Annotated in this window: 19 protein-coding genes; 13 read left to right on the top strand and 6 right to left on the bottom strand. The window is 72.0% G+C overall.

Going from position 1 to position 24,382, the window contains the following annotated elements; all coding sequences use genetic code 11:
* Window positions 1–26 precede the first annotated feature (26 nt).
* From AMIS_RS28915 to AMIS_RS28890, 6 genes are all read left to right on the top strand, one after another.
* Entirely contained in the window at window positions 27–1,364 is a 1,338-nt protein-coding gene (locus tag AMIS_RS28915; protein ID WP_197537976.1) for a glycosyltransferase family 2 protein, read from the top strand.
* Window positions 1,361–3,364 carry an exosortase/archaeosortase family protein gene (locus AMIS_RS40895; RefSeq protein WP_014445981.1) on the top strand — a complete coding sequence of 668 codons (2,004 nt, stop codon included), beginning with the start codon at window positions 1,361–1,363 and terminating at the stop codon, window positions 3,362–3,364. Before AMIS_RS28915 ends, AMIS_RS40895 begins: the two co-directional genes overlap by 4 nt.
* Complete coding sequence (gene wecB / locus AMIS_RS28905) at window positions 3,361–4,524, top strand: non-hydrolyzing UDP-N-acetylglucosamine 2-epimerase (RefSeq protein ID WP_014445980.1); 1,164 nt, start codon at window positions 3,361–3,363, stop codon at window positions 4,522–4,524. The genes AMIS_RS40895 and wecB overlap by 4 nt, the downstream gene beginning before the upstream one ends.
* The gene (locus AMIS_RS28900) at window positions 4,521–5,222 is read left to right on the top strand and encodes an HAD family hydrolase (protein WP_014445979.1); all 702 of its coding nucleotides are present in this window, start codon (window positions 4,521–4,523) and stop codon (window positions 5,220–5,222) included. The genes wecB and AMIS_RS28900 overlap by 4 nt, the downstream gene beginning before the upstream one ends.
* A 12-nt stretch (window positions 5,223–5,234) precedes the next feature.
* A complete protein-coding gene (locus AMIS_RS28895) occupies window positions 5,235–5,537 on the top strand; it encodes a GNAT family N-acetyltransferase (RefSeq protein WP_041830127.1) in 303 nt (100 codons plus the stop codon).
* 71 nt (window positions 5,538–5,608) lie between these two features.
* Complete coding sequence (locus AMIS_RS28890) at window positions 5,609–6,460, top strand: patatin-like phospholipase family protein (protein WP_014445977.1); 852 nt, start codon at window positions 5,609–5,611, stop codon at window positions 6,458–6,460.
* On the opposite strand, the gene AMIS_RS28885 is transcribed toward AMIS_RS28890, so the two are convergent.
* Both AMIS_RS28885 and AMIS_RS28880 read right to left on the bottom strand, forming a co-directional pair.
* Complete coding sequence (locus AMIS_RS28885; RefSeq protein WP_014445976.1) at window positions 6,421–7,173, bottom strand: LamG-like jellyroll fold domain-containing protein; 753 nt, start codon at window positions 7,171–7,173, stop codon at window positions 6,421–6,423. The two genes, AMIS_RS28890 and AMIS_RS28885, sit on opposite strands and share 40 nt — an antisense overlap.
* An 82-nt stretch (window positions 7,174–7,255) precedes the next feature.
* On the bottom strand, window positions 7,256–8,872 hold the full coding sequence (locus AMIS_RS28880) for a M28 family metallopeptidase (protein ID WP_014445975.1): 1,617 nt from the start codon (window positions 8,870–8,872) through the stop codon (window positions 7,256–7,258).
* Window positions 8,873–8,976: 104 nt separating this feature from the next.
* On the opposite strand from AMIS_RS28880, the gene AMIS_RS28875 reads away from it, so the two are divergent.
* Genes AMIS_RS28875 through AMIS_RS28865 form a run of 3 tightly spaced genes read left to right on the top strand, consistent with a single transcriptional unit; the run spans window position 8,977 to window position 13,056 of the window.
* Window positions 8,977–10,776 carry a Xaa-Pro dipeptidyl-peptidase gene (locus AMIS_RS28875; protein ID WP_014445974.1) on the top strand — a complete coding sequence of 600 codons (1,800 nt, stop codon included), beginning with the start codon at window positions 8,977–8,979 and terminating at the stop codon, window positions 10,774–10,776.
* Between the two features lie 17 nt (window positions 10,777–10,793).
* A complete protein-coding gene (locus tag AMIS_RS28870) occupies window positions 10,794–11,150 on the top strand; it encodes an effector-associated constant component EACC1 (protein WP_014445973.1) in 357 nt (118 codons plus the stop codon).
* The gene (locus AMIS_RS28865; RefSeq protein WP_014445972.1) at window positions 11,143–13,056 is read left to right on the top strand and encodes a caspase, EACC1-associated type; all 1,914 of its coding nucleotides are present in this window, start codon (window positions 11,143–11,145) and stop codon (window positions 13,054–13,056) included. The genes AMIS_RS28870 and AMIS_RS28865 overlap by 8 nt, the downstream gene beginning before the upstream one ends.
* Before the next feature lie 3 nt (window positions 13,057–13,059).
* Here AMIS_RS28865 and AMIS_RS28860 read toward each other — a convergent pair whose 3' ends face one another.
* Together AMIS_RS28860 and AMIS_RS28855 are read right to left on the bottom strand one after the other, a co-directional pair.
* The gene (locus tag AMIS_RS28860; protein ID WP_157435118.1) at window positions 13,060–15,807 is read right to left on the bottom strand and encodes an NACHT domain-containing protein; all 2,748 of its coding nucleotides are present in this window, start codon (window positions 15,805–15,807) and stop codon (window positions 13,060–13,062) included.
* Window positions 15,808–15,925: 118 nt separating this feature from the next.
* On the bottom strand, window positions 15,926–16,369 hold the full coding sequence (locus AMIS_RS28855; protein WP_014445970.1) for a CBM20 domain-containing protein: 444 nt from the start codon (window positions 16,367–16,369) through the stop codon (window positions 15,926–15,928).
* 371 nt (window positions 16,370–16,740) lie between these two features.
* Between AMIS_RS28855 and AMIS_RS28850 the strand changes: the two genes are divergently transcribed.
* The gene (locus AMIS_RS28850; protein ID WP_014445969.1) at window positions 16,741–17,271 is read left to right on the top strand and encodes a DUF5947 family protein; all 531 of its coding nucleotides are present in this window, start codon (window positions 16,741–16,743) and stop codon (window positions 17,269–17,271) included.
* On the opposite strand, the gene AMIS_RS28845 is transcribed toward AMIS_RS28850, so the two are convergent.
* Both AMIS_RS28845 and AMIS_RS28840 read right to left on the bottom strand, forming a co-directional pair.
* Window positions 17,211–17,840: a hypothetical protein gene (locus tag AMIS_RS28845; RefSeq protein WP_014445968.1), complete on the bottom strand. Its 630-nt coding sequence runs from the start codon at window positions 17,838–17,840 to the stop codon at window positions 17,211–17,213. The genes AMIS_RS28850 and AMIS_RS28845 overlap by 61 nt on opposite strands.
* A 112-nt stretch (window positions 17,841–17,952) precedes the next feature.
* Window positions 17,953–18,924, bottom strand: a complete 972-nt coding sequence (locus tag AMIS_RS28840) for a pectate lyase family protein (RefSeq protein WP_014445967.1) — start codon at window positions 18,922–18,924, stop codon at window positions 17,953–17,955.
* Window positions 18,925–19,096: 172 nt separating this feature from the next.
* On the opposite strand from AMIS_RS28840, the gene AMIS_RS28835 reads away from it, so the two are divergent.
* The 3 genes from AMIS_RS28835 to AMIS_RS28825 are packed head-to-tail and all read left to right on the top strand — an operon-like array spanning window position 19,097 to window position 24,374.
* A complete protein-coding gene (locus AMIS_RS28835) occupies window positions 19,097–20,431 on the top strand; it encodes a TrkH family potassium uptake protein (protein WP_014445966.1) in 1,335 nt (444 codons plus the stop codon).
* Window positions 20,424–21,095 (top strand): potassium channel family protein, encoded by a 672-nt coding sequence (locus AMIS_RS28830; protein ID WP_014445965.1) that lies wholly within the window; start codon window positions 20,424–20,426, stop codon window positions 21,093–21,095. Before AMIS_RS28835 ends, AMIS_RS28830 begins: the two co-directional genes overlap by 8 nt.
* A gap of 42 nt (window positions 21,096–21,137) precedes the next feature.
* Complete coding sequence (locus AMIS_RS28825; RefSeq protein WP_014445964.1) at window positions 21,138–24,374, top strand: BTAD domain-containing putative transcriptional regulator; 3,237 nt, start codon at window positions 21,138–21,140, stop codon at window positions 24,372–24,374.
* The last annotated feature ends 8 nt before the right edge of the window (window positions 24,375–24,382 follow it).

Below are 24,382 nucleotides of genomic sequence, written 5' to 3'. Positions count from 1 at the left end.
CTGCCGGACGGGGGCGCCACCGCCGCGTGCCGGAGCACTACCGTCGCGCTCTGCTCACCCACGTCCTGGTCCTCGCCGCGGCGCTCGCGCTGTTCGGCGTGGACCGGACGCTGGGCTGGGCCGCGACAGTGCTCAACGTCGTGTTCCTGCTCTTCTTCTTCCGGCATCTCGCGTTCGCGGTCTCGGCGGCCCGCTGGGCGGAACGCGATCTCGACGCGCCCGTCGTCGGCATCGAGACCTACACCCCCACGATCGCCGTCCTGGTCGCCTGCAAGGACGAGGAACTCGTGGTCGACGGCATGGTGGCGGCCATGCTGGACCTGTCCTATCCGCCCTCGGCGCTGACCGTGGTCGTCGTCGACGACGCCTCCACCGACGGCACCGGCGCGAAACTCGACGCCTGGCACGTGGCCAACCCGCGGCTGCGGGTGCTGCACCGGCCGCCCGGCGCCGGCGGCGGCAAGTCCGGCGCCCTCAACGACGCCCTCGCCCTGGTCGACGCGGAGATCGCGGTCATCTTCGACGCCGACCACCAGCCCGAGCCGAGCGTGCTGCGCCGGCTCGTCCGGCATTTCCGGGATCCGCGGGTGGGCGCGGTGATGGGGCGCTGCGTGGTCCGCAACGGCGTCGAGTCGAACCTCGCGTCCACGATCTTCATCGACTACCTGTCCGGCTATCTGGTCAACGAGTACGGCCGGCAGGCGCTGTTCGAACTGCCCGCGTACGGTGGCGCGAACTGTGCGGTCCGCACCGATCTGATCCGGGCGCTCGGCGGCTGGAACCCGCACACCGTCACCGAGGACACCGACCTCACACTGCGGCTGCTGCTCGACGGGTACCGGGTCCGCTACGACTCGACGGCTGTCGACTTCGAGGAAGCGGTGCTGTCGAACAGCCGGTTCTGGCGGCAGCGGTACCGATGGGCGCGCGGCCATCAGAAGTGTCTGCGGGACTATTGGCGGCCGGTCGTCGTCACGCCGCATCTGTCCCTGATGGAGAAGCTGGAGACGATCCTCTTCCTCTGGGTCTACCACGTGCCCGTCCTGTGCGGACTCGGGCTGATACTGATCGGCTTGCGGGCGTTCGGGATCGGCGGCTCGTCGCTGCTCCAGATGATCGCGCTCTCCGCCCTGCTCTTCGCCGGACCCTTCACCGAGCTCGCCGTCGGACTGGTCCTGGGCCGGGTCTCCCGTAAGGCCGTCTGGATGCTGATCGGGTTCATCCCCGCCTTCGGGATGTCGATCCTGACCGCCACCAAGGCCTACCTCGACGGCATGTGGGGCACCACCTACAGCTGGTCCAAGACGGCCCGGTCCGGCGCCACCAGCGCACCCGTGAAGGCGCCGCTCCCGGAGGCGGCATGACCCTCGTCGCCCGCCGCCTCGACCACGCCCTGCACGACCGGGCCGCGCGCCGGCTGGTCCCCAGCGGCACGGCCCGCCGCCGCCACCTGGTGCTGGTCGAGATGGCGCTCGCGGTGGCCGGCTGCGTCGGCGGATACCTGCTCTGGATCGACGGGGCCCGGCACTTCGAGGTGCTGATCTGCGAGCAGATCATCATGGCGCTCGGCGTGGATCGGATCTCCGCGGCGCTCGGCGACTCCTTCCTGGTCTTCGGTCCCGGGCTCGAGCCCGTGGTGGCCCAGATGACCGGCTCCTGCTCGATCCTCTCCAGCGTCCTGGCGCTGGCCGCCCTCGCCGCCATCGTCCTGCGCGAACGGTCCCAGGTCGTCGCCGGGTTCGCCGTCGCGACCGTCTTCGTGCTCGCCGCGAACCAGGTCCGGCTCGTGCTGTCGCTGCTGGCCGGGCGGTACTTCGCCGTGGACGCGCTGGTCTTCTTCCACGACTGGATCGGCGCGGTCATCAATTTCGCCTACACCCTGATCGGACTGCTCATCATGATCGGAATGACGATGTACGACGCCCAGCGCGCCGAGCAGGATCACACGGGACGGCACACCGCGGACCGGCCCGAGGCCTGGGCCCGTCCCGGACTCGGTCACCGGGTGCCGCTCGACGCAGACGACGCCCCGAAAGAGCCGAAGGTGCAGGTCGCGGCATTCCTGCATCGCCGGGTGCTGCCGCGGGCCCTGTCGGCGCGCCTGGCCCGACGCCGGGAGCGCACCCGGGTGGACTACCGGGTCGGCCACGAGAACGCCGCCCGCCGCGCCGCCATCGTCCGCGACCTCGCCGGCAAAGGCCTCGGCGTGCACACCGCCACCCTGCTCGCGGTCGCCACCCACGAGACCGACATCGGGGTGCTCGACGCGCTCGCCGACGCGGTCGCCGCCCGCCAGTGGGAGCCGATCGCCAGCGCCGACGTGATCGCGCTGCGGCTCTGGGCCCGGGCCTGGCTGATGCGCGCGCCGGCCGGCACCGGTCCCGCCCCGACCGGCCGCCTGATCGCGGTGACCGGCGCCGGCGGCCCGGCCGGCGTCGCGGTGATCCAGGCGCTGCAGAAGGCCGGCGACGAGGTCCTGGCGCTGGACGCCAACCCCGAGGGGGCCGGGCTCCGGCTTGCCGCGCACGCCGCGGTGCTTCCCCGGGCCGATCAGCCCGGGTACGCCGAGAGCCTGCTCGCCATCCTGGCGGAGTACCGCCCGTCGGCGCTGGTCTGCACGGTCGCCGAGGAGTACCGGGCGCTGACCCCGCTGACCGCCCGCCTCGACGAGATGGGCGTGCGGACCTGGCTGCCCGACCCGGCCGCCGCCGAGACCTGCCTCGACAAGGTCGCCTTCGCCACCGCCCTGCACGCCGCCGGGGTGCCGCACCCGGCCACCGCCTGGACCGCCGGCACCGCCGGGCTGGTCCCCGGTCCCTGGGTGGTGAAACCGGCACGCGGCCGGGGCAGCCGCGACGTGGTCCTGGTCGACGAGCCCGCCGACCTGCCGCACGCGTTCTTCACGGTCCCCGGCGCGATCGTCCAGACCCGCCTGGAGGGCCGCGAGTTCACCGCGGACGCCCTGGTCGCCCGGGACGGCCGGATGCTCGCCTGCGTGCCCCGCTGGCGTGACGAGACCCGCGGCGGCATCTCGGTGCGCGGCACCACGTTCGCGTCGGAGGCCGTCACCGAGGTGGTCACCGCGACGCTCCGGGCGGTCGGCCACAGCGGCCCCGCCAACGTGCAGGGTTTCGTCGGCCCGGCCGGCGAGGTCACGATCGTCGAGGTCAACCCGCGGTTCTCCGGCGGGCTGCCGCTCACCCTCGCGGCCGGCGCGGACGTGGTCGGCGCCTATGTCGCCGGGATCCTCGACCCGGACGCCGCCCTGCCACCGCTGGAGTTCCGGCCGGGCCTGCGGATGGCCCGGTACTTCAGCGAGATCTTCTACACGTCCGCCGACGAGCTCGTGGGAGCCGCCCGATGACCGCGAAACGCATCCTTGTCCCGTTCGGCACCCGGCCCGAGGTCATCAAACTCGCCCCGGTCGTGGCCGCCCTGCGCGAGTACGGGCACACCGTCCTGGCCGTCGACACCGGTCAGCACACCGTCGCCGCGATGGCCGGTGACGTGCAGCGCGACCTGGGCCTGCGCCCGGACATCCGGCGGTCCCTGCCGGAGCCGGCGCAGGACGGCGGCAGCCGGCTCGGCGCGCTGCTGGAGGGCGCCGACGAGGTGCTGCGATCCAACCCGGTCGACCTGGTGCTCGCGCTCGGCGACACGCACACCGTCCCCGCGTACGCCCTCGCCTCCCGTGCCGCCGGCGTGCCGTTCGCCCACCTCGAAGCGGGCCTGCGCAGCTTCAACCCGCGCAGCCTCGAGGAGGTCAACCGCCGGGTCGCCGCGGCCACCGCCCAGCTGCACTTCGCGCCGACCGGACGGGCCGCCGGCTTCCTCGCCGGCGAGGGCGTGGACGCCGACCGGATCTTCATCGTCGGTAACCCGGTCATCGACGCGCTGCGGCGGCGGGGCATCACGCCGGTGCCGCCCGCCGACCGTACCGGGGTGCTCGTCACCGCCCACCGGGCGAGCAACGTCGACGACCCGGAGCGCCTGGCCCGCCTGATCGGCGTGGTCGCCCGGCTCGCCGACATCGGGCCGGTCCGCTTCCCGGTCCACCCGCGCACCGGCGCCCGCCTGCGCGAGCACGGCCTCGCCGAGCGCCTCGCCGCGGTGCCCGGCGTGACCTGCGAGGACCCGCTCGCCTACGACGACCTGCTGCGCGAGCTGGCCACCAGCCGGGTGGTGGTCACCGACTCCGGCGGGCTGCAGGAGGAGGCGTCCTACCTCGGTGTCCCGGTGGTCGTGCTGCGGCGCTCGACGCCCCGCTGGGAAGGGGTGGAGACGGGCACCGCGGTGCTCACCGGGATCAGCACCGACGAGGAGGCCGACCGGGCGGTCGCGGCGGCCCACCGGCTGAGCGCGCCACTGATGCTCGCGCACATCGCGGCGCTGCCCTGCCCGTACGGCGACGGCAACACCGGTCCCCGCGTCGCCGAACTGCTCGCCGATCCGATCATGGACACGCTGCTCGCCCTGGACGAGCCCGACTACACCGCCGGACCGCTGCCCTGGGCCGTCGCGTGACCGATTCCGCCGTGTTCTCCGGCGCGACAGCCATCGTCGTCGACCTGGACGACACGATCTATCCGCAGGCCGCCTATCTTTACGGCGCGGCCCGCGCGGTCGGTCGCGCCGGCGCCGCGGCGGGCCTCGACCCGGTGCGGCTCGGCCGGGCGGTCCGGCGCCAGCTGATCGCCGGATCGGACCGCGGCAGGACCATCGACAGAGCCCTTCTCCGGTACGGGGTTCCGGCCGCCGACCTTCCCGCGATCCTGCCGGTCCTGGTGGCGGCGTTCACCGGGTACCGGCCCCGGCGGCTGCCCCTGTTCCCCGGCGCGGCCGCGGCCCTGGACGCGATCGCCGCCCGGTTCCCGATCGCCTGCCTCACCGACGGCAACCCGGTGATCCAGCGCGCCAAACTGGCCGCGGTCGGCCTGGACGCGTTCTTCCCGGTCGTCGTGATCACCGACGAGCTGGGCGGCCGTGCCCTCCGCAAGCCGGACCCGGCCGGGCTGCGGGAGGTGGCGTCCCGGCTCGGCGTCCCGCCCGCCGGGCTCGTGATGATCGGCGACCGGCCGGGCAAGGACGTCGCGGTCGCGGCCGCGCTCGGCGCCCGCTCGATCCGGGTACGCACCGGCGAGTACACCGACTGCCCGGACGACCCGCCCGCGACCGCGGTCGTCGCCGACCTGCCCGCCGCCGCGGGCCTGCTGCTGGGTTGATTGGATGAGGCGGTGAGCATCTCTGTGACCGACGCGCCCGAGCGCGAACGCTTCGAGGCGCGTGACGACGACGGCAACCTCGCCGGGTTCGTCACCTATCAGCTGACCGGCGCCATCATCGTCTACACGCACACCGAGGTCGTCCCGGCGTACGAGGGCCATGGTGTGGGTTCCACCCTGGCGAAGGCCGTGATGGACGACGCGAGGTCCCGCCATCGCACCGTCGTGCCGATCTGCCCCTTCATCAGCGGCTGGCTGGAGAAGCACCCGGAATACGACGCGGTGGTCGCCCGGTCCACCCGAAAGGTCAAATAAGCGCCGACCGGCACGATGGGGCTGGACACACCGGCTTGCCGAAGCGTTCGGGCGGGTCGCAGGGTGGAGGGATGGACCTGGACGAGACGCCGGAGATCAGGATCGGGCTGGCCCTCGGTGGCGGCGCGGTGCGCGGGGCCGCGCATGTCGGCGTGCTGGAGGTGCTCGACCGGGCCGGGCTGGAGCCCGCCGTGATCACCGGCACCAGCGCCGGGGCGCTGGTCGGCGCGCTCTACGCCGCCGGGAAGCCGCCGTCCGAGATCCTCAAGCTGGCGCAGACGCTGCGGTGGGCGCGGCTGGTGCGCCCCGCCCGTACCCGGAAAGCGCTCTTCGAGACCAGCAAGCTGGGCCTCTTCCTGGAGACGGCGCTGGACCACGCCACCTTCGACGACCTGAGGCTGCCGTTCGCGGCGGTCGCCTGTGACCTGGCGACCGGCGAGGAGGTGGTGATGCGGGACGGGTCGGTGGCACAGGCGGTGCTCGCCAGTGCGGCGGTGCCGGGCGTGTTCCCGCCGGTGGACCGGGACGGGCAGATGCTCGTCGACGGCTCGCTGGTGAACATCGTCCCCGCCGGGGTGGCCCGCCGCCTCGGCGCCGACATCGTGGTGGCGGTCGACGTGTCCGGCCCGCTGCCGCGCCGCCCGCCGGCCACCATCCTGCACATCATGGTGGCGGTCTCCACGCTGCAGCCGGGCGGCACCGGCACCCTGGCGAAGGACGCCGACCTGGTGCTCAGCCCGGAGGTGGACGGGTACGCGTTCTGGGAGCTGTCCCGGATCGGCGAGTTCGAGCAGGCCGGCCGGTCCGCCACCGAGGAGGCGCTGCCGCTGCTGCGGGCGCTCACCGAGGCCGCCGCGGCCCGCAAGCTCTGGGAGCGGACCCGTCAGCCGACCGCGACCCAGACGTCGTCGAGCATCCCGTGAAACTGGTCGTTGTCGCCGAACGCGCTCTTGCCGCCGAGGCTCAGCGGCTCGCTGTTCACCACTGACAGGTCCGCCGGGAGCGCCACGATGCCCTGCGCGACCCGGTCCACGTAGACGGCGAGGTTCCCGTCGTGGCGGCGGCACTCGACGGTGTGCCAGCGGTCGTCGGCAACCGTCACCCGAGCCAGGACCAGGTGGATCGCGGCGCCGGAGACCAGCGCGCAGCTGGGGTGGCCGGACCTGCCGTCGACCTGCAGCTTGTACTGGCTGCCCTCGGTCGAGTAGCCCTTCTGCAGGATGTTCTGCCCCTTGCTGGTGCGGTTCGGGGCGAGCCGCACCGCCGCGCCGAACCGGAACGGCCGGACGCCGGGATTGAGGTCCGGGGCGGTGGCGGCCCGCAGCACCAGGCGGGGGCAGGGCGACATCCGGCAGGGGCCGGGGAACCGGACGGCCCGGCCGGTGTCGCGGACGGCCAGCTCCGGGGTGGCGTGGCCGGTGACCGGGGTGAGCGTGTGACCCTTGCCGGAGCTGTCCGCCCAGATCTCCGGCCCGGCGCCGTCGAACGTGTAGTGGGCCACCATCGTCGGCGGCGGGGGCGCGGGGACCCAGAAGGCACGGTCGGTGCCGGTCCGGGCAGCCGTGGTCGCGGCCAGGGAGGCCATCACGAGCAGTACCCCGGACAGCAGGAGAAGGCAGGGGCGGAAGCGGTACACGTACCCTCAACGCACCCGGATGGACAAGGCAGCGGGCCGCAGCGTCCGCTGCGGCCCGCGCCCCTGGATCGGCCTGTGAAGATCAGTCCTCCGGGTGGTGGGGACCGTCACCGCCGTCCGTGCTGAACGTGCCCTGCGGACCGGCCGGCGCGGGCAGCCTGATCGGCTTGCCCGGGACCTTCTTACCGGGTACGCCGTTCACCGACTCGGTCGAGTAGGCGAACGTGAGCTGGGCGAACGCGATCAGATCGCTGTTGACCTCGAGCGCGCCCAGGTCCAGGTTGCCGATCGTGTCGCAGGCCTGGTGGTAGCACTGGTCGAAGGACTCGCCGGCGACACCGCCCCAGATGGCCTGCTGCTCCTCGGTCTTGACCACCTCGGCGCCGGTGAACAGCCCGCCGGACGGGATGCCCGCCTCGATGAACGCCTGGTAGTCGCTGCGGCCGGAGAACTCGGCGTCGTCGTAGGGCTTGTTCTTCCAGGTGTAGTACGACTCGTAGAGGTCCTCGATCGCGGTCGAGCCGGGCGGCACCACGACCGGGGCCGGGAACGACGACTCGTCCGCGTCGTAGACCTGGAAGATGTAGTTCGGCGAGCCGACCATGTCGTAGTTGAGGTAGAGCGCGATCCGGTCACGCTCGGCCTGGGGCAGGTCCGCGACGTACGCGGTCGAGCCGATCAGGCCCTCCTCCTCGGCGCCCCACCAGGCGAACCGCACGGTGTTCTGCGGCCTGATCTTCGCCATCTGCAGCGCGGTCTCCAGGATCGCGGCCGAGCCGGAGCCGTTGTCGTTGATGCCGGGGCCGTCACCGACGCTGTCCAGGTGGGCGCCGGCCATCACCACGTTGTTCCGGTTCCGGCCGGGCAGTTCGGCGATGACGTTCACGTCGGTGCGGGTCTCGGACGGCAGGACCCGCACGTGCGCGGTCGAGCCGGCCTGCGCCAGCGCCGAGCCGTCGGCGAAGCTCGCGCCGACCACCGGGATGGTGACCGGCGGGTTGTCGCCGAGCGTGCCGACGATCAGGCCCTCCCGGGTCGGGTCGTTGCCCTGGTTGAAGAGGATCACGGCCTCGGCGCCGGCCGCCTCGGCATTCTGCGCCTTGATCACGAAGGAGCACGAGGTGGTGCCGTCCGGCAGGGTGCCGCCGCGCTGGATCAGCGCGATGTCGTTCGGCCCGCTGAAGTCCAGGCCGGTGAAGTCGTCGGCGGAGCAGCCGCTCGTGGTGGCGCGGTCGCCGGTCAGGTTGATGTCGACCGGGACGACCGGGCCGGTCACGTCGCCGGGCGGGCTGTTGGTGAAGGCGCCGGTCTCGTACTCCGCGTTCACCGGGGTGAGCTGCTGGAGCAGGGCCGGGAAGACGAACTGGAACTCGAAGGGGTCGAGGGTGACCTTGTAACCGGCCTTGCGGAGCAGCCCGGAGACGTACTTGACGCTCTCCGCGTACCCCTCGGTGCCGGCCGCCCGGGAGCCCGGGTAGTAGGCGTCGTCGTTCTTGTCGGCGATCTTCTGGAATTTCTGCAGGTGACCGAGAACGCCCTTGAGCGTCACGCACTTGAGCAGTTCGGCGTAGGTGTCGTTGGCCTGTCGCGCACATGGGTCGTAGTGACCGTGACCGTGCCCGCCTGCGGTGGCTGCGGTACCGGGGACGATGACCAGGGCGGTGGCGGTCGCCGCCGCCGCGAAGATCCTCAGCTTCATCGCGGATTCTCCTGTCCACATCGGAACACCGCTGACCGTAGACGAAGTCGGCGATCGATGCATCATCCGTACCGTTGATCGACGCGCGGCGATATAGTGCGGCGATGCGCATCGTCTTGGCGGTTCTGCTGGCCCTCGTGGGCGCTCCCGTGCTCACCGCGGCGCCCGCGAACGCCGCCGCTCCGGGCACTCAGCCGATCTACGACTACGCCTCCGCGATCCGCGAGCAGGTGTGGGTGCAGACCACCGTCGACAGCGACGCCGACGGCAAGCCGGACCGGGTCGCGGTGCGCATCATCCGGCCGGACGCGCCGGTCAAGGTGCCGGCGATCTTCCAGGCCAGCCCGTACTACGCCGGCCTCAACGACGTGCCGAACCACGACGACATCGACCGCGACGGCGGCCTCACCGTCGGCTCGGCGCGGACCGCCGACCGGGCGCAGAACATCACCTTCGCCGGGTACCTGGACAACTACTTCGTGCCGCGCGGCTACGCGGTGGTCTTCGCCGACAGCCTCGGCACCGGCGGCTCGGACGGCTGCCCCACCTCCGGCGGGCGCAACGAGACGCTCGGCGCGAAAGCCGTGATCGACTGGCTGAACGGGCGGGCGCCGGCGTTCGACGCGGCGGGACAGCCCGTCGCGGCGAGCTGGTCCACCGGCCGTACCGGAATGATCGGCGTCTCCTACAACGGCACGCTGCCGAACGCGGTCGCCACCACCGGCGTGAAGGGGCTGGAGACGATCGTCCCGATCGCCGCGATCTCCTCCTGGTACGACTACTACCGGGCCAACGGCGGGGTGGTCGCGCCCGGCGGCTTCCAGGGCGAGGACACCGACGTGCTGGCGAAAGCGGTGCTGACACGGGCCAACCCGGAAGTCTGCGCCGAAGCGATGAATTATCTGGAGAAAGCGCAGGATCGCCAGACCGGTGACTACAGCGCGTTCTGGGCGGAACGTGATTACCTGCGCGACGTGAACAAAGTGCGGGCCAGCGTATTCCTCGTGCACGGCCTGCACGACGACAACGTGCGCACGCTGCAGGCCGGCCAGTGGTGGGACGCGCTGTCCGCGCGCGGTGTGCCGCGCAAGATCTGGTTGCACCAGGCCGCGCACACCGACCCCTTCAACGTAAGGCGGCAGCAGTGGCTCACCACCCTCCAGCGGTGGTTCGACACGTGGCTGTACAAGATCGACACGGGCGTCATGCGGGAGCCGATCGCGGACGTGGAGACCGCGCCCGGCGTCTGGCAGACCTCGGCCCGCTGGCCCCTGCCCGGCCTGTCCCAGTCGCTGCGGCTCGGTGACGGCACGCTCGGCGGCGGCTGGTCCCACGCGGCCCAGTCGTTCGTGGACGACCCGTCCCGGACCGCCGAGGATCTCGCCGCGACGGCCGGCCCCGACCCGAACCGCCTCGCCTACCTGTCGTCGCCGCTGTCCCGGCAGACCCGGCTCACCGGCACACCGACGGTCACCGTGCGTGCCTCGCTGACCGGCGACTCGCCGTACCTGACCGCCCTGCTCGTCGACTACGGGGTCGCCGACCGGTACGCCGGCCTGCGCACCCTGACCACCCAGGACTGCATCGGCCCCGGCATCGAGGGCGATCCGGGCTGCTTCAACCAGCGTGAGTACGTCACCGCGTCGACCCCGTTCGAGATCGTCACGCGCGGCTGGCTGGACGTCCGGAACCGGTTCTCGCCCGCCCGCACCGTGCCGATCACGGCGGGCCGGGAGTACACCTTCCACTGGGACCTCCAGACCACCGACCACGTCTTCGCCGCCGGGCACCGGATCGGCCTCGTCCTGATCTCCACCGAACGCGACCACACCCTGCGGTACCCGGCCGGCACGGTGGTCAGCGTGCGACCCAGCCTCTCCGGTCTGCAGGTGCGCTTGAGCTGATGCCGTAACGTGCTTCCATGACGCTGCGCGTGGAGATTTTCGCGGACCCGGACACCCTGCGGGCTGTGGAGCGCGAGTTGCGCTCCGACGCCGATCTCCGGGGTACGCGTCTGAGCCGCATCGATGCGCCGATCAAGCCTGGTGAGATGGGCTTCGTCCCGGACGCGCTGCAGTGGGTGACCGACAACAACACGCTGCTGGCGGCACTCGCCGGAGCGGTGGCGGGGTGGCTCGGCCGGCAGCGGCAGCCGACCCGCGTCCGGGTGAGACTGGGGGAGCGGGAGATCGAGCTGGAGTCCGATCGAGTGAAGGACGCGGACGCGACCGCGGAAGAGTTGCTGCGCAAACTGCGGGACGACGACACCGATGTTTGAGAAGTTCGACGCGGCCGCCCGCCGGGTCTTCCTCGGCGCGCAGGAGGAGGCTCACCAGCGGGGCCACAACTACATGGGTACGGGGCATGTCCTGCTCAGCCTGGTCGACGCGTGCGAGGTGCTGCGTGAAGCCGGGGTCACCCGGCAGGGAGTGCTGGGCGAACTTCCCGGCGTCAAGCGGCCGGCGCGAGCGAATTCCAGCGTCAACACCCCGTTCTCGCGACAGGCCAAGGAGATCTGCAGGCTCGCGGTGGTGGAGTCGGATATGGCCGGGGACGACGAGGTCCGTCCCGAGCACATCCTGATCGCCTTGCTCCGGCAGGGCGAGGGCGGAGCGATCAGGATCCTCGACGGGCTGGGTGTGGATCGTGCCGGGCTGCTGGCGAAACTCGGCCGGCCACCCGCGCCTGCCGCCGAGGATCTGCCGGTCGTGGGGCGGGACCGCGAGTTGCAGCGCCTCACCCAGATCCTGGTGCGCCGGGGGAGATTCAGCGCGCTGCTGACCGGTCCCGCGGGTGTGGGCAAGTCTGAGCTGGTCAAGGGCCTGAGACACCGGATCGACAGGGGTCAGGTGCCGCAGCAGTTGCGAGGCCGCAAACTGGCGACGATTGATCTCCGGCGGATGGATTCCGAGGCGGAGTTCGACATGGGTCCGGAGGATGTCCTGTGCGTGGACGGCGCTGAACTCCTCGTCGATGACAAACAGTTCCATGGGCTCTTCGTTGACATCACCACCGGCACCCTCCAAGCGGTCCTGATGGTCCGGGACACCACCGCCAGGGACGGACTGCTGAACGACCCCTTCCTGCGCGGGCGGCTCGTCCCGATCGCCGTCGAGGAGCCCGGTCTGGCACAGGTTCTTCCCATGCTGCGGCGGGCAGCGCAGGGCGTCGCCGCACACTATGACGTCGAGGTCGCCGACGAAGCCCTCGTCGTTGCCGCCGCCCACGCCGACCGCTACGAGTCGGCGTTCGTCTCGCCGGGGCGGGCGCTCGATCTCCTGGACGAGGCCGCCGCGCTGGCGCGGGTCCGCGCGGACAGCCGGGAACCTGAGGTATCGCATATCGCGGATTCCCCGGTGGTGGGGCCCGAGGACGTGGTGGCGGTGCTGGAGATGGCCGGGATTCCGGTGCCGGTCGTCGACGTGGTTCCGGATGCCGCGGCGGCGGGCGTTCGTGTCGTGAACCGGTTGCTGCCCGCTCCCGCCGAGTCGGCGGCCATCCTCATCGGGACGGCTTCCTACAGTGACGCGCGGCTTCCGGATCTACCGTCGGTGGCGGGCAACCTGGCCGACCTGCGGGACGTGCTGAGCGATCCGAAGCACGGGGCGTTCGCTCCTGAACGGGTGCACGTCTTCGCCGATCCGGGGTGGGCGGACATCCCGAAGATCGCTGAGCTGGCCGCCGAGCCGCTGGACACGCTGCTGCTCTACTACGCGGGGCACGGGTTCTCCGAGGACGGGCTCTACCTCGGGCTCAGCGAGACGACAGCGGCGCACGTCGAGGTCACCTCCCTGCCGTACGCGCAGATCCGGCGCCTCATCCAGCGCAGCCCGTGCCGCCGGTGCGTGGTGATCCTGGACTGCTGTTACGCCGGGACCGCCATCGAGTTCATGGCCGGCGACGAGCCCGGCGGCGAACTCGACATCAAGGGGGCCTACGTGCTGACGGCCACCGCGCGTAACGACAAGGCCCACGCGCCCGAGGGCGCCCGCAACTCGGCCTTCACCGCCGCCCTGCTGCGCGTCCTGCGGGACGGGATCAGCGGCGGCGGTGAGCTGATCCGGATCGAGGCGCTGCTCCCGGAACTGACCCGGGAACTGCGGGCGGGCGGGTTCCCGCTGCCCCGGCAGCGGGCCACCGACACGATCGGGGACCTGGCGATCCACCGCAACCCGGCGGCCTGATCGCTACTCCTCAGGGCCCCGCAGATGGTCGGCGAGGAACCCGAACTCCGCCGAGCGGGCCAGGGTCAGGGCACGTTCGCGGATCGACCGCAGCGCGTCGGGGTCCTTCTCCATGGCCGACGCGAGCAGGACCTCGATCAGGAGGTGTGCCATCGACACCGACCGTCCCTCCGCGTCCGTCACGACCCACTCCACGGCCTCCGGCATGCGGTCCAGCAGTGGCTGCAGCGCGTGCCGCAGCAGGTCGTCGCTGAGCGCGCCGCTCAGATCCATCGACGTGAGGGCGTCCTTCAGCGGCAGGTCGTGGCGGGTGACGCCGGAGTCCCGGACCATCCCGTAGTCCTGCGACCAGAGAATTTCGACCGGCGGCGCCACCTCGTGCGGCGTGCCGGTCAGGACCAGGTCCCGGCGGCCGTCGCCAGTCCAGGTCCGGATGACGCCGACCGACTTCATGGCCTCCAGGAACATGTTGGCCGGTACCGCGGCACGCCACTGCAGCGCGGTGTCCCGCAGCCACGTCGCCGGCCTCTTCGCGTACCGGAAGAGCTCGGAGGCCCGCACCTCGTGCCCGGCGGCCAGGACCAGCAGGGCCAGGTTGAACGAGTACGTCGACATCCAATAGTCGACGCGCTTCTCGATCGGCTGATAGGAACGCGGCTGGTAGGCCGGCCGGGTCACCGCCACCCGCAGGCGGCCGATCAGCCACTCGCCGACGTCGGGATGCCTGGTCAGCAGCTCAGCGACGAACGGCAGGACCGTCGCGCGGGCGCTGAGCGGCGTGTATCCCAGCAGCGACTGCAGCAGATCGTCCTCGGTTCCGGCGCCGAGACTGAGAGTGCGGGCCTTCGCGCGTGCCGCGGCGTCGGCGAGGGCCTGCACCACGAGCCGGGCCACGAGGTATTCACCGAAAGTGGCGTGCAGGAACTCGTACGTCTGCAGGGTTTGATCGTCTTGACGGGCCTGCGCGCGCTGGATGAAGAAGAAGCGCCCGACCACCTCCTGGCCCGCGGTGAGCGGGCTGCGGAACCCCTCGCCGGTCTCCCGCCGGGGCCGCAGCCCGAGCCCGGCGAGGTCGTTGTCCAGCTCGGCGGTCGTCACCCAGAGGCGCCCGCGGTGGAACATCGCGAACGCCACCACGGAGAGACGCAGCAGCTCGTCCTCGATCAGCTCGGGCAGCGAGGAGTCCGGGCGCCCGGCGTGAATCCGGCGGACCTCCCGCTCGGCGAACGAGTGCAGCAGGCGCTCGTAGAGCTCACCGGCGCCCAGTTCGTCGCCGTCCCGCTGCAGCGCGTTGGCGTCCGCGTCGTAGATCGCCAGCATCAGCAGCAGCAGCGGCTGCCCGGCCAGGTCCGGATAGCGTTTCAGCACGTCGAGGGTGAGCGGGCGGCGGCCGGTCACCTCCCAGTACGCGGCGTTGGCGTGGTTCCAGGTGGCGACCCAGCGCTCGAGTTGCGGCTCGGCGAACGGCTCCAGGCGGACCGCGAGACTGCCGGCCGGCATCCGCGCCCGGTCGGCGACCGCGACCCGGCTGGTCACCATCACCGCGACCGGGCGGCCGAGCACCGCCTCGCGCTGCTGGAACTCGGCGACCCGCTGCAGATAGTCCGACTGGTGCACGCCGGTGGCCTGCAGCAGCTCGTCGAAACCGTCGAGCAGGATCACCGGCATCGCGCCGCCCGCGTCGCCGGCGAGATCCGCCCAGGCCACGGTCTCGCCGATGGCGCTGCGCAGCGCCGCCTCGACCTGGTCCTGGATCGGGGACTCGGCGGGCACCTCGCGCAGCACCACCCGGACCACGAGATAGTCGGCGGCGGGCAGACGCGCCGCGAGGATCCGGGTGAGCGCGCTCTTGCCGGCGCCGGGCTGGCCGAGCAGCAGCATCGGAGCGACGGCGGCCTGCGGCGTCGTCAGGTACACCGCGAGGAGTTCGGCGAAATCGTCGCGCACAGCGGTGTCCCACCAGCCGTCCTCCGCCGGCCGGGCGCCGGGACCGCCGGGTTTCACCCGGAAGCGCGGATCCAGGTACGCGGTACCGAGGCTCGGCAGAGTCAGGTCGCCCGAGTCCCCGCCGAGGACCGGGCTGCCCAGGCCGGCGCGGTAGGTGAGAGCCAGCGCCGCGCGGTGGCGGACCGGGTCGCGGTGCGAGGTGACCCGCAGCAGGGTGGCCTCCAGCGCCTCCAGCCCGCGGGAGACGGCCCGGTCCTCCTGCTGGCGCATCCAGATCGCGAACTCCGGGACCTCGGTCATCAGGGCACGGACGTGCTCCTGGTAGCGGGCGAGAGCCGCGCCGGCGATCCGGTCGTCGGCGTGCCGGGTGAACCAGTCCCGCAGCCGGGTGAGCAGGGCGTCGAAGGGGACGTCCGGGCCGGGTGCCGGGATCGTGGCGGTGAGGAGCTGCTCGATCCAGGTGCCCGGTGCGGACGCCACCGCGGCCAGCTGGTCGTCCCGGCTCTGGTCGGTGTCGAGAGTCTCGAAGAAGGCGGTGACGACCAGGACGCTGTGCGCGGCGTGGAGGCGCTGGCTGCGGTTGTAGCGGCTCTGGCCCCGTACCAGATCGGTGATTTTCTGGGTGACCAGGCGTCCCAGCCGGACCACCTCGGTCTTCGCGTCGAAGAGGCTGATCGCCGCGTCGCTGCCGCCGGCCGTGGCGACGGAGAGCGCGCCGCCCAGCACGTTGTCGGCGGCTTTCGCGAGCGGGCCGGAGCCGCCGAGCAGTTTGAGCGCATCGTTGTAGGACAGACCCTGAGCCACGAACTGAACTATAGGGACGGACCGCACTGCCGATACGATGATCATGCGCCGAGGGATATCTAGGCCATATCCCTCGGCGCCCTACGCGTCTTTGGTGATCATCAACCGCTCGTGCCGATCAGTAACCGCCGAACGTGTCGTGGGTGATGTAGGTGCCGGTCGGCGGGGTGATCGTGGAGCGGTTCTGCCGGTAGCCCTTCTCCCAGCGGGCGACGGTGCCGTTCGGGTTCTTCACGATGTACTGGAACTCGGCGTAGGTGTTCGCGGGCAGCGCCACCCCACCGGTCCAGTTCGGGAACGTGCTGCTCGTCGTGGTCAGCGGGACGGCCTTCGCCGGGTCCCACGAGCCGAGCTCGGGGATGCTGCCGACCACGTAGACGTTCTGGCCGTAGGACGTGAAGCCGGCGACCACGTTGAACGTCGCGGCGATCGGGACGACGTCGGCGGCGCTCACCGCCTGCTTCTCCACCTGCTCCGGCGCGGCCAGAACCGGGGTGGCGAGGGCCGGGGCGGCGAGGACGCCGGCGAGGGCGCCCAGGGCCAGGATCTGCTTCGTACGCATGATGCTCCCTTCTCATGACGGCCGCAAAATCTGAAACTTCTTGCCGCGTCTCGGTCCGCAGCGGGCCGTCTGCATCCACAGTGGTATGTCCGGGTGTGGATGTGCAAGGCGTTCGTGAGCTGCGTCAATGTGCAACCTCTACGCCACATTCGGGTGCTATGAAAACTCTTTCAACGGCGAGCACTCCATGGGGTGTTCGGGCTTGTGGGGTGCCGCTGGCAGGCGTTTAACCTGTGAGCCTCATTGGCGCTCGGGAGGTCTCGATGGCCGTGCTGGTGTCGCGTCGGGCTGGTTCACGCAGGGGTGCTTGGCGCGGAGGTGCCTCGCGCGGGGGCGTCGTCCGGGGAACTGTTCGTCGCTGGGATGCCCGGGTGCCGGACGGTCCGCGGTGCGGCATCTGCTCGGCGGTGATCAGCTCGCGGCACCGGCATCTGCTGGACGAGTCGCGGCGGGCCCTGGTGTGCGGCTGCCCGGGTTGTCACGCGCGTCCCGCCTCCGATGATCGGATCCGGCCCGTCCCCGATCGTTACCTGGAGTTTCCCGGCGAGGTGGCGGCGCAGGAGACGTGGGACGATCTGCGGGTGCCGGCCGGGTTGGCGATCGTCACCCGGGTCGGGCAGGGTCTGGTCGTGTGCGGGCCGGGGCCCGGCGGCGCTGTCGAGTCGGAACTGCCGGGTGCGGTGTGGGACCGTCTGGTGGCTCGGCATCCGGCGTTCGCGGCGCTGAGTCCCGGGGTGGAGGCGCTGGTGGTGCGGCGCGCGGGTTGCTTCCTGGTGCCGATCGACGCGTGTTACGAACTGGCGGCCCTGCTGCGGAGCAGTTGGCGCGGATTCGACGGGGGTCAGGGGGCGCGGGGCAGCTTGACGATGTTCTTCGCGCGCCTGCAGGCCCGCTGCCGGTAGATGGTTGGAGGGCTTCCGCCGGCCCAGGGAGCTTCGCCGGCCCCGCCCCGCGCGAGTGTTCGCTCCGCGGGAGTGTCTGCCCGTGCGCGTTCGCCAGGTGAGCGTCCGCCCCGCGCCGCCCTCCCCGCGGCGGCAGGGCGGGGTGATGGCGGTGGTGGCGGGGAAGTGAGGCGGTCGGAGGCGGCGCGGTCCTCGTCCTCGGCCACGGCCTGCGCCACCACGGCGTCCAGATCGAAGCCGGGCGGCGGCTCGAGGTCGGTCAGCTCGGGGAACGGCATCCCGGCCTCGGCGACCTCGGCGAGGAAGCCGAGCAGATCGGCGCGGAGGCCGGCTCTGGCGGGACCGGACATCCAGGAGTCGCCGACCAGCGCCGCGACCACCAGGGCGGCGGGCGCGGTGGCGGTCCACGGTGTGCCCTGATGGATGATCGCCGACCACAGGTGATGGACGGCGGCGTCGAGAGCGGCCGGATCACCGCCGGCGAGCGCGTCGAGATGGGCCGGCGTGTCAGTGGCCTGGCCGTAGGCGTGCAGAAGACCGGCGAACCGGCCGGCGTCGATCGGCGTCACCCCGGCAAGCTACCGCCCGGGTACGACAAGACCGTGCCGGCCGGCGAAACGACGGGCACGACCGGAGAGCGGACGCCCGCCCAGGGACGCCCGCTCACCAGGGGGAACGGGATCAGAGACTGATCCGGCCGGCGCCCGCATTAGCGGTCACGATGGACTTCACACTGGACGCGGCGTCGGCGGTGTACGAGTACGGAATCGACTTCACCGACCCGCCGGTCTGCCCGCTCCCCGAGTTGACCAGCAGATTGTTCCGCGCCACCAGCGTCCCCGCATCCGACGACCCTTCACCCAGGTGGTACGGATCGTCCACGCCCTCGAACGAGTTCGCCTCCACGAGCACCCCGGCGCCCTCGGTGGACGCCACTCCGTACCCGGAGTTGTTGTAGTAGTAGTTGTTGTAGACGTGCACCGGGTTCCCGAAACGGACCCGCGGATGCCGCTGCGTCGACGCGTCGAACCAGTTGTGGTGGTACGTCACGCGCAGGTGGCCGGTGTCCTGACTCGCGTTGCTGTCGCTGTGGCCGAGCAGCATCGATTTGTCGTGGTTGAATACCCGGTTCCACGAGACGGTGATGAAATCCGAGCCGCGTTTGATGTCGACCGCGCCGTCGTACCCGTTGCTGAAACTATTGTGATCGATCCAGATGTTGGTGGCCGACTCCTGCACGTTGATCGCGTCGTCGTTCCAATTCCGGAAAGAGAGGTTACGGATGACGACGTTCCGGTCGCCGTTGATGTTGAATCCGCAACCGACGATCGCGGCGCCGGCGTTACCGATGATCGTCTTGTTGCTCCGGACCCGGAGCATGCCGCTGCAGTTGATCGTGCCGGACACCCGGATGGTGGCCGCCGATGTCGACCCCAGCGCCGTCGTGAGGGCGGATGCGCTGGTCACGGTCGTGGTCGCGGCGCTGCCGCCGCCGGTGGTGCCGCCGTTCTGGGTGGCCCACCCGACCAGGTCGGTGATGGCGAGCGTCTGCACGGGTGCGGCGGAGGCGGCGCCGGCCCCGGTGACGAGGGCGAGTGGCAGTGCGGCCGCGAGCGTGAACCGAGAGATTCGGCCAGGCATTTTCTGCTCCATTTCTAAAGCGTGATCCGCATGGGGGAATGCGGATCTTGGGGATGGGGGGCGCTCCCGAGTGCTAGAAAAACATAGGCGTCCATAGATGTGAAGAGAAATGTTGTTGCAGGATTTCTGCAACAAACCGGTAGGCCACCCGGCGTCCGGGCGGCACACCGGCGATAATCTCCGGGTGCGATCACCCTGGCAGCATCCGGCTCGGATCGTCCCCCTCGCGTTCCTCGGCGCGATAGCGGTGGGCACGGCCCTGATGATGCTGCCTGCCGCGCGCGCCGAGCCGGGTCACGCCCCGCTGGTGACCGCGCTCTTCACCGCCGCCTCGGCGGTCTGCGTCACCGGCCTGTCCGTCGTGGACACCCCGACCTACTGGAGCACGTTCGGCCATGTGCTGCTGACCGTGCTGTCGCAGATCGGCGGTTTCGGCATCATGACCCTGGCGACGCTGCTCAGCCTGCTGGTCTCCCGCCGGCTCGGTCTGCGCGGGCGCCTGATGGCGCAGGCCGAGAGCGCCGGCCTCTCCGGCGGAAACATCGCCGCCGTCCTGCGCCGGGTGGCATTGGTCATGGTCATCTGCGAAGGCGCCATCGCCGTCGTGCTCACCCTGCGTTTCTGGCTGGGGTACGGGTATCCGCCCGGCCGCGCCCTCTGGTACGCCGTCTTCCACGCCGTGCAGGCCTTCAACAACGCCGGATTCGCGCTCTACCCCGACAGCCTGGTCCGGTTCGTCACCGACCCGTGGATCTGCCTGCCGCTCGCGTTCGGCGTGCTGGCCGGTTCGATCGGCTTCCCGGTGCTGTTCGAGCTGGCCCGTGAGTGGCGCACCCCGAAGTGCTGGTCGACCCACACGTTCCTGACCGTCGCCGGCAGCCTGCTGCTCACCGTCTTCGGCTTCCTCACGTTCCTGATCTTCGAGTGGCGCAACCCGGGGACGCTCGGCCCGCTCGGCACCCCGGCCAAGGTGCTGACCGCTTTCACCCAGGACATCATGACCCGGTCGGGCGGCTTCAACACGGTCGACCTGGGGCAGCTGAACAGCGAGACGATCGCGACCACCACCGGGCTGATGTTCATCGGCGGCGGCAGCGCGAGCACCGCGGGCGGCATCAAGCTCACCACGTTCCTGCTGCTCGCCTACGTGATCTGGGCGGAGATCCGGGGCGAGCCGGACGTGGTGGTCCGCAACCGCCGGATCGCCGAGGAGACTCAGCGGCAGGCGATCACGGTGGCGCTGATGGGCGTCGCGCTGGTGGCGACCGGTACCGTCGTGCTGGACGCGCTGACCGAGGACATCCCGTTCGACCGGGTGCTGTTCGAGGTCACCTCGGCGTTCGCGACGGTCGGGCTGAGCACCGGCGTCACCGGCAGCCTGCCGGCGTCGGCGCAGGTCGTCCTGGTCGTCCTGATGTTCGTGGGCCGGGTCGGCACGATCGCGGTCGGCACCGCGATCGCGCTGAACACCCGGCGCCGGCTCTACCGATACCCGGAGGAGAGACCCCTAGTTGGCTGAGAAATCCCCGCGCGATGCCGACAACGTGGCCGTGATCGGCCTGGGCAGGTTCGGCGGCTCGGTCGCCGAGGCCCTGCTCGACCTCGGTTACGAGGTGCTCGGCGTCGACAGCGACCCCCGCATCGTGCTCGACTGGTCGGACCGGCTCACCCAGGTGGTCGAGGCGGACTCCACCGACGAGGACGCGCTGCGCCAGCTCGGCATCCCGGACTTCCCGCGGGTCGTCGTCGGCATCGGCACTAATCTGGAGACCAGCGTGCTCACCGTGCTCGCGCTCCAGGAGCTCGGCGTGCCGGAGATCTGGGCGAAGGCGACGAGCGTGAAACACGGCAAGATCCTCTCCTCGGTCGGCGCCGACCACGTGATCTATCCCGAGTCCGAGATGGGCGAGCGGGTGGCGCACCTGATCAGCGGCCGGATGCTCGACTACATCGAGTTCGACGACGGCTTCGCGATCGCCAAGGTCCGCGCTCCCCGCGGCGCCGGTGGCCGCACCCTCGCCGACCTGGGGCTGCGCAGTAAGTGGGGGGTCACGGTGGTCGGCACGAAACGGCCCGGCGAGGATTTCGTGTACGCACGGCCGGAGACCCCGGTCCCGGACGGGGCGATCCTGATCGTCGCCGGCGACACCGCGAAGGTGGAGGCCTACGCCGCCGAGAACTGACCCACCTGGGGGCCGCTCGACACGGCGGGGGAGGATCGGACGGTGAGCGGAGAAGGGTCCGGTGCCGGCCTGCGGGTCGCGATGCTCGGCGTGCTGAGCGTGCGCCGGGGCGACGCTGAGGTCACGCTGCCCGGCGCCCGGATCCGCGGCCTGCTGGTCCGGCTCGCCGTCGCGGGTGGCCGCCCGGTCGCTGCGGCCCAGCTCACCGACGCGCTCTGGCCCGACGACCGCCCCGCCGATCCGGCCAACGCCCTGCAGTCGCTGGTCTCCCGGCTGCGGCGGCTGCTCGGCGGCGGCGACACCGTGACGCAGATCGAGGGCGGGTACCGCCTCGCGGTCACCGCGCGGGACGTGGACGTCACCCGGTTCGAGCAGCTCGCCGCCGCCGGCCGGGACAGGCTGCGCGCCGGTGACCCGGCCGCCGCGGCCGCGACCCTGGGCGAGGCCGTCGCGCTGGTGCGCGGACCGCTCGCCCCTGAGCTCGCCGAGGTCGCCCCGGCGCAGGCCACCCGGCTGGCCGCCGTCGTCGTGGCGGCCACCGCCGACCTGGCCGAGGCGGAGATCGCCCTGGGCCGGGCGGACCGGGCCGGCACCCGGCTCGCCGCGCTGGCCGCCGAGCATCCGCTCGACGAGCGGGTGGCCGCGCTGCTGATCGACGCGCTCGCCGGGCAGGGCCGCCAGGCCGACGCGCTCGCGGCGTACGAGGGCATCCGGGAGCGTCTCGCCGACGAGCTCGGCGCTGATCCGGGCGCCACGCTGCAGGAACGGCACCTGCGGTTGCTGCGCGGGGAGCGGCCCCTGCCCGCCGAGGCGAGGACCAACCTGCCGGCGTCGGTGACCAGTTTCATCGGTCGTGACGACGACCTGGCGCGGGTGGACGCGCTGCTGAGCGCCGGCCGGCTGGTGACGGTGCTGGGACCGGGCGGTGCCGGCAAGACGCGGCTCGCGCTGGAGGCGGCACGGCGGCGCGCCGGCGACTACCGGGACGGCACCTGGCTGGTCGACCTGGCCTCGGTGACCGAGCCGGCGAAGGTCGGCGCCGCGGTGGTGGCCGCGGCCGGGCTGCGCGGCTCGGCGCTCTTCGACCCCGCGAACCGGGCCCGCGGCGAGCGCGACGACCTGGACGTGCTCGCCGACCGGTTGAACGGCCGGCAGGTCCTGCTCGTCGTCGACAACTGCGAGCACCTGATCGACGCGGTCGCCCATCTCACGAGCGCGCTGCTGGTCCGGTGCCCGCTGCTGCGCGTTCTCGCCACGAGCCGGGAACCGCTGGCGATCGACGGCGAATCCCTCGTACCCCTGGGGCCGATGGGCCTGCCCCCGGCGGACGCCGAACCGGCGCAGGCGGCAGGCTCACCCGCGGTCCGGCTATTCGCCGAGCGTGCGGCGGCGGTCCGGCCCGGCTTCGCGGTCGACGCGACGACCGTGCGCGACGTCGTGGCGATCGTCCGCGGCCTGGACGGGATGCCGCTCGCCCTGGAGCTCGCCGCGGCCCGGCTGCGCACCCTCGCCCTGCCCGAGCTGGCGGGCGGGCTCTCGCAGCGCTTCCGGTTGCTCACCACCGGCAGCCGCACCGCCCTGCCCCGGCACCGCACGCTGCGCGCGGTGATCGCCTGGAGCTGGAACCTGCTCTCCGCCGACGAGCGGATCCTGGCCGAGCGCGTCGCGGTGCTGCCCGGCGGCGTCACGGCGGCCTCGGCGGCGGCGATCGTGGCCGGCAGCGGGGTGGCCGCCGAGGACGTCCCGGACCTGCTCGCGGCGCTCGTCGACAGGTCGCTGCTGCAGCTCGCGCCGGACGGCGGCCGTTACCGGATGCTGGAGACCCTCCGGGAGTACGGCATCGAGCGCCTCACCGAGCAGGGCATCCTCACCCAGGTCCGGGAGCTGGCCGCCCGTCACCTGGCCGCGCTGGTCGCCGAGCACGACCCGCTGCTGCGCACCGCCGCCCAGCTGACCGCGCTGGAGGTGATCCGCGCGGAGTACGACAACGCGCTGAGCGGCCTGCGCCACCTCTGCGACACCGGCGACGCCCGCGGCGCGATCCGGCTGGCCCTGGATCTCTGCTGGTACTGGCAGATGTTCGGCCGGCAGGCGGACGCCGGGTACTGGCTGGCCGAGGCGCTGTCGGTCGGAGGTGACACCGATCCGCTCGAGGCCGACTGCGCCGAGGCGGTGCTGATGATCAACCGGACCGGGCACGAGCCGGCGTACCTCACCGAGACCGCTGTCGATCGCCGTGAGCGGCTGCGGTCGCTCGCCCAGCGGGTGCGCCGGCACGAGCTGCTGCCCGGCCCGCCGGGGGCGATCGCCGCCGCGCTGCTCTACTTCGCCGGCGAGGCCGAGGCCGCGGACGAGCGCCTGGAGCGGATGATCGCCGGCGCCGACCCGTGGATGGCGGCGCTGGCCCGGATGTTCCGGGCGCAGACCGCCGAGAACAACGGCGACGTGGCCCGGCTGCGCGCGGACGTGATCGCCGCTCTGGACGGGTTCAGCGCCACCGGCGACCGGTGGGGCCAGGCCACGGTCCTGCCGCTGCGGGCGCTGCTGCGCCAGTACGAGGGCGACCTGGACGGCGCGCTCGCCGACCTGACCCTGGCCCGGGCGATGGCCCGCCAGTTCGGCGCGATGGACCTCGCCGACGAGGTCTTCATCGACCTGCGCTGGGCCGACCTGCACATGCGCCGCGGCGAGATGCAGGAGGCGGCGGCCGCGGTGGAGTCCGCCCGGGTCCGCGCCGAGCGGTCCACCTCGCCCGAGATGGTGCTGCTGGTCGACGCGCTGGAGGCCGGGTTCCAGTTGGTCCTCGGCAACCTCGATCGGGCCCAGGAACTGCTCGACCGGGCGGCCGCCGGGCTGGGTCGCAACAACCTGCCGATCCTCGGCGGCGATCACGGCGGGGCCATCATCGGCAGCGTCCGCGCCGGTCTCGCGCTGCGGCGCGGCGACGCGGACACCGCCGAGAAACACCTCAAGACGGCGTACGACGCCGCGCTCGGCACCAACGACATGCCGATCATGGCGATGGTCGCGGTGACCGCCGGTGGGCTCGCCGGGCTGCGCGGCCGGCACCGGGAGGCGGCCCTGCTGATCGGGGCGGCCGCCCGGCTGCGCGGCGCCCACGACCACACCGACCTGAACGTCGCCGCGGTCGCCGCCGAGGCGCGCAAGGCGCTGGGGGAGAGCGGGTACGGCGAGGCGTACGCGGCCGGCTGGTCGCTGGATTCGCCGGCCGCCATCACCCGGATCGACCCGGCACGCCTGTCGCTGGGACCGGCGTGACGGGCCGA

Source organism: Actinoplanes missouriensis 431, from assembly GCF_000284295.1.
GTDB lineage: Bacteria > Actinomycetota > Actinomycetes > Mycobacteriales > Micromonosporaceae > Actinoplanes > Actinoplanes missouriensis.
This window is presented reverse-complemented; position numbering and strand designations above follow the sequence as displayed.